5 protein-coding genes are annotated in these 4538 nt (G+C 67.0%); all 5 read left to right on the top strand.

The window, feature by feature from the left end; genetic code table 11:
• Positions 1 to 319: tyrosine-type recombinase/integrase (locus tag HOP12_09460; protein NOT34383.1), on the top strand; the 319-nt coding region annotated here is incomplete at its 5' end.
• A gap of 32 nt (positions 320 to 351) precedes the next feature.
• Positions 352 to 969: an outer membrane beta-barrel protein gene (locus tag HOP12_09455; GenBank protein NOT34382.1), complete on the top strand. Its 618-nt coding sequence runs from the start codon at positions 352 to 354 to the stop codon at positions 967 to 969.
• Positions 969 to 2375, top strand: a complete 1407-nt coding sequence (locus HOP12_09450) for an MBL fold metallo-hydrolase (protein NOT34381.1) — start codon at positions 969 to 971, stop codon at positions 2373 to 2375. The genes HOP12_09455 and HOP12_09450 overlap by 1 nt, the downstream gene beginning before the upstream one ends.
• Positions 2366 to 4390, top strand: coding sequence for a DEAD/DEAH box helicase (locus HOP12_09445; protein NOT34380.1), 2025 nt, complete (start codon positions 2366 to 2368; stop codon positions 4388 to 4390). Before HOP12_09450 ends, HOP12_09445 begins: the two co-directional genes overlap by 10 nt.
• Positions 4387 to 4538: transcriptional regulator (locus tag HOP12_09440; GenBank protein NOT34379.1), on the top strand; the 152-nt coding region annotated here is incomplete at its 3' end. The genes HOP12_09445 and HOP12_09440, both read left to right, overlap by 4 nt.

The following is a 4538-nucleotide window of genomic DNA, read 5'->3' as shown; positions in this document are numbered from 1 at the left end:
GCTCGAGCGCGGGCGTCCGCAGCTCACGGCGCGCTCGCGTCACGATCGCGTGTTCGTGAACGCGCGCGGCGGTCCGCTGTCGCGCATGGGCTTCTGGAAGATCCTGCGCGGTCACGCGCGCGCCGCCGGCATCGACGAACGGGTGCATCCGCACGCGCTGCGCCACTCGTTCGCGACCCATCTCCTGCAAGGCGGAGCCGACCTGCGTGTGGTGCAGGAACTGCTCGGCCACGCCTCCGTCACCACCACCGCGATCTACACGCATGTCGACCGGGCTTACTTGCGCGAGGTGCACCGCACGTTTCACCCGCGCCGTTGATCGTCACTCGACCGGGATCGGAAGGAGTCTTCATGAGGAAGTCGCTGGGTACCGTCTTCGCCGTGCTGCTGCTCTCAGGTGCGGTCCCCGCCATGGCCGCGACGCGCATCGTGTTGCCGCGCGCCGGCCAGGTGGGGATCGGGGTGCAGGGCGGATACGGAACGCTTCTCAAGGCGGGAGATGCCGGGGAGGAGTTCGGCTCCGGCGCGGCCTATTCCGTTCGACTGCGCTATCGCATGCGCTACGAGCGCGGGATCGGGCTGTCGTTCGAGAACAATCGCTTCGCGGTGCTCGAGGAGAAGCCGTTCACGGGCGCCTTCGACTCGATCGCACCCGAGCGGCTCGACGTGTTCCTGACCGGCTTCGACTTCTATCAGATGTTCAACACCCGCTCGCGCAACGTGTCGATGCTGTCGCTGGGGGCGGGACTCGCCTCTCAGCGCGTGCATCTGAACGACGGTGAGACCGAGCTGTCGGGCGACTTCTCGGGCGACGCGCTGTACCTGTCGGCCGGGGCCGGCATCGAACGCTTCAGCTACGGCTCGATCGCGATCGACTTGTCGACGCGCTACTACGCGATGTTCAAAGACGGGAAGGCCGCACACAACGTGCAGGTCGCCCTCGGGCTGATCTTCTACGCGGGGTACTGATGGCCACGTCGCTACGCATCCGATTCGAAGGCGCCGCTCGAACCGTGACGGGCTCGCGTCATCACCTGTTCTGGGGCGAGCGCTCCGGGTTGTTCGACTGCGGACTCTTCCAGGGGCCCCGCGACGAAGCGGAGCGCATCAATCGGAACTTCGCATTCGAGCCCTCGCAGTTGGACGCGATGGTGGTCTCACACGCGCATCTCGATCACACCGGGAATCTTCCAACGCTGGTCGCCGGCGGCTACGGCGGCCGCATCCATATGACGCCCGCCACCGCGGATCTGTCGCGCTTCATGCTGGCGGACAGTGCGTTCCTGCAGGAGAAGGACGTCGAGCACGTCAACAAGCACGCGCGCGGACGTCCACCGCGGCGGCCCCTCTACACTCCGGCCGACGTCGAAGCCACGCTGGAGCGCATCGACACCCACGAGTACCACGCGCCGTGGGAGTTGTGGCCCGGCGCCACGGTCGAGTACTTCGACGCCGGCCATATCCTGGGATCGGCGATCACCACTTACACGTTCGAGCAGAACGGTCGTCAGTTCCGGCTCGCGATGGGCGGCGACCTCGGTCGAGCCAACCGCCCGATCCTTCAGGATCCGGAGCAGCTGCAAGGCATCGATGCGCTGGTGCTGGAGAGCACCTACGGCAATCGAGTGCATCAGGACACCGCCGAAACCGAACGACAGCTGATCGAGATCGTCGAGCGCACCGTGCAGCGCGGTGGCCGGGTGCTGGTGCCGTCGTTCGCCGTCGGTCGTGCTCAGGACTTCGTCGCGACGCTCCACAAGCTGTGCGAGCGCGGCGAAGTCTGCGAGGTGCCGATCTTCGTCGACAGCCCGATGGCGCGCTCGGCGACCGGCGTGTTCGTGCGCCATCCGGAGCTGTTCGACGCCGAGACGCGACACCTGTTCGAACACGAGCGCGGCGCGCCGTTCGGATTCGCGCGCCTGCGCTACGTGTCTTCGCCCGACGAGTCGCGTGCGCTGAACGACCGACGCGAGCCGTGCATCATCGTGGCCGCTTCGGGCATGTGCGAAGGCGGACGCATTCTCCATCACCTGCTGCACGGGCTCGGCAACCCGCGCAACACCGTGCTGTTCGTCGGATTTCAGGCCCAGGGCACGCTGGGGCGGCGAATCAAGGACGGCGTGGAGAAGGTCAACGTGTTCGGTGAGCCGATTCAGGTGCACGCCGAGGTCGCGGCGCTCGATGGCTTCAGCGCGCACGCCGATCAGAACGAGCTGGTGGCGTGGGTGACGGCGATCAAGCCGACCCCTCGCAACATCTTTCTGGTCCATGGCGAGCTCGAGGCCGCCGAGGCGCTGGCCGCACGATTGAAGGAGCACCTTCCGACCCAGGTGCACATTCCCGAGAAGGGTCAGGAGTTCGACCTGTGGACGTAACCACGCCGCGCTACCTGATCGGGCAGCGACTGCGCCACCCGCAGTTCGGCGAAGGACTGGTGGTCGAGGTCCACACCGATCGCGGCCGCGAAGTGCTCGAGGTGGTATTCGACGGCCAGCTGCGGCGGCTGTCGGCCGCGCGTGCCTGGGACATCCTCGACGTGAACGGCAGTCTCGCGGCCTCCGAGTCGACCGCGACCGCGCCCGACGACTGGGACAACGAAGCAGCCGAGGACTCCGGCGAGCCCGGACCGCCGACGCTCGCGGACTCGCGCGGCCCCGGCACTCATCGCATCTGGCACCCGCAGGGCGATCGCCTGCTCGAGCGCTGGCGAGCCGGGCGCGTCGTGAGTTCTGCGCACTTCGATCTGCGGCTGGCCGCCGAGCACTGGGCGGGATGGGCGGTGCCGGATCGGCTGATCTCGCTCGATTCGCTGCGCGGCGTCGAGCGCTTTCCGCATCAGATCAAGGCGTGCCTCAAGGCGATGCGCGAGCTGAATGGTCGCGCGATCCTCGCCGACGAGGTGGGGCTCGGCAAGACCATCGAGGCCGGCATCATCCTCAAGGAGTACCTGCTGAGAGGCGCGGTTCGCACCGCGCTGGTGCTGGTTCCGGCTTCGCTGTGCGAGCAGTGGTGCGCGGAATTGTGGGAGAAGTTCGAGCTCGACTTCGTGGTCTCGCGCGGCCCGTCGGGGCAGTGGGGGAGGCATCCGCTGGTGATCTCCTCGCTCGAGACGGCGCGTCACGAGCGCCATCGCCGCCGCGTGCGCGGAGCGAACTACGACCTCGTGATCGTCGACGAGGCGCATCGCCTGCGGAATCATCAGACGCTGGGTTGGAAGTTCATCAACGACCTGAATCCCCGCTACCTGCTGCTGCTCACGGCGACGCCGGTCCAGAACGACATGCGCGAGCTGTTCAATCTGGCGACGCTGGTGCGCCCCGGGACCGTCGGCACGTTCTCCCAGTTCCGTCGCGACTTCCTGAGCGGCCACGATCGGCGCGCGCCCCGCAACACCCCCAAGCTGCGCACGCTGTTGCAGAACGTCATGATCCGCACGCGGCGCGTGGACACCGACATCGCGTTCCCGCCTCGGAAGGTCGAGACGCTCGCGGTCACGCAGAACGCCGAAGAGAGCAAACTCTATCGGCAGGTCAGCGATTTCATCGCCGAGTCGGTACGCGCCGACGCACACGGTCCCGGCCGCGCGCACTACTTCACGCTGGTGGTGTTGCAGAAGGAAATGGGCTCGTCGTGGTCGGCGGCGGCGGCAACACTCGAGAAGCTGGCGCGCAACCCCGACGGCCTCGACTCCAAGCGTCTGCGCGCCCTGGCGGCGCGCGCGGCGGCGGTTCAGCAGCAGCAGACCAAGGTGCGCTCGCTGATTCGCCGCATCCAGTCGCTGCAGCCCAAGAAGTGCATCGTGTTCACGCAGTTCCGATCCACCCAGGACACGATCGTCGAAGCGCTGCAACAGATCGGCATCGAGCCCGCGGTGTTCCACGGCGAGCTGGGATGGCGTGAAAAAGAGGAGGCGCTCGAACGCTTTCGCACCACACTTCCGGTGCTGGTCAGCACCGAAGCGGGCGGCGAGGGCCGCAACCTTCAGTTCTGCCAGATCGTGATCAACTACGACCTGCCGTGGAATCCGATGCGCGTCGAGCAGCGCATCGGCCGCGTGCACCGGCTCGGCCAGCAGCATCCGGTGCGGGTGATCAACATGGTGGCGCGTGGCACCATCGAGGCCTACGTGCTCGAGATCCTGGATCGCAAGATCAAGATGTTCGAGCTGGTGGTGGGCGAGATCGAGGAGATCCTCGGCACCTGGCAGATGCAGGGCTCGTTCGAAGACGAGATCTTCAAGCGCTGGACCGAGTCGGTGGATCCGCGCGTGCGCAAGAAGCGCTTCGCAGAACTCGCGCAGAACCTGCAATACGCGCAGCGCGAATACCTCGAGTACAAGGAGCGGCAGGACCTGCTGTTTCCATCGAGCGGGAAGGAGAACAACGGGTGAAGGTCGCCAAGTCCGCTCGTGTCATGCCGGCCAAGGCCCTGGCCAAGGCCTCGGCCAAGACTCCGGTCAAGGCCCCCGCCAAGTCGCCGGCCAAGGCCGCGGCCCGCGGCGCCGCCGTCCGGCACGTCGCCTCCAAACGCGGCACGAC

The sequence above is a fragment of the Candidatus Eisenbacteria bacterium genome (assembly GCA_013140805.1).
Lineage (GTDB): Bacteria > Eisenbacteria > RBG-16-71-46 > RBG-16-71-46 > RBG-16-71-46 > JABFRW01.
This window is presented reverse-complemented; position numbering and strand designations above follow the sequence as displayed.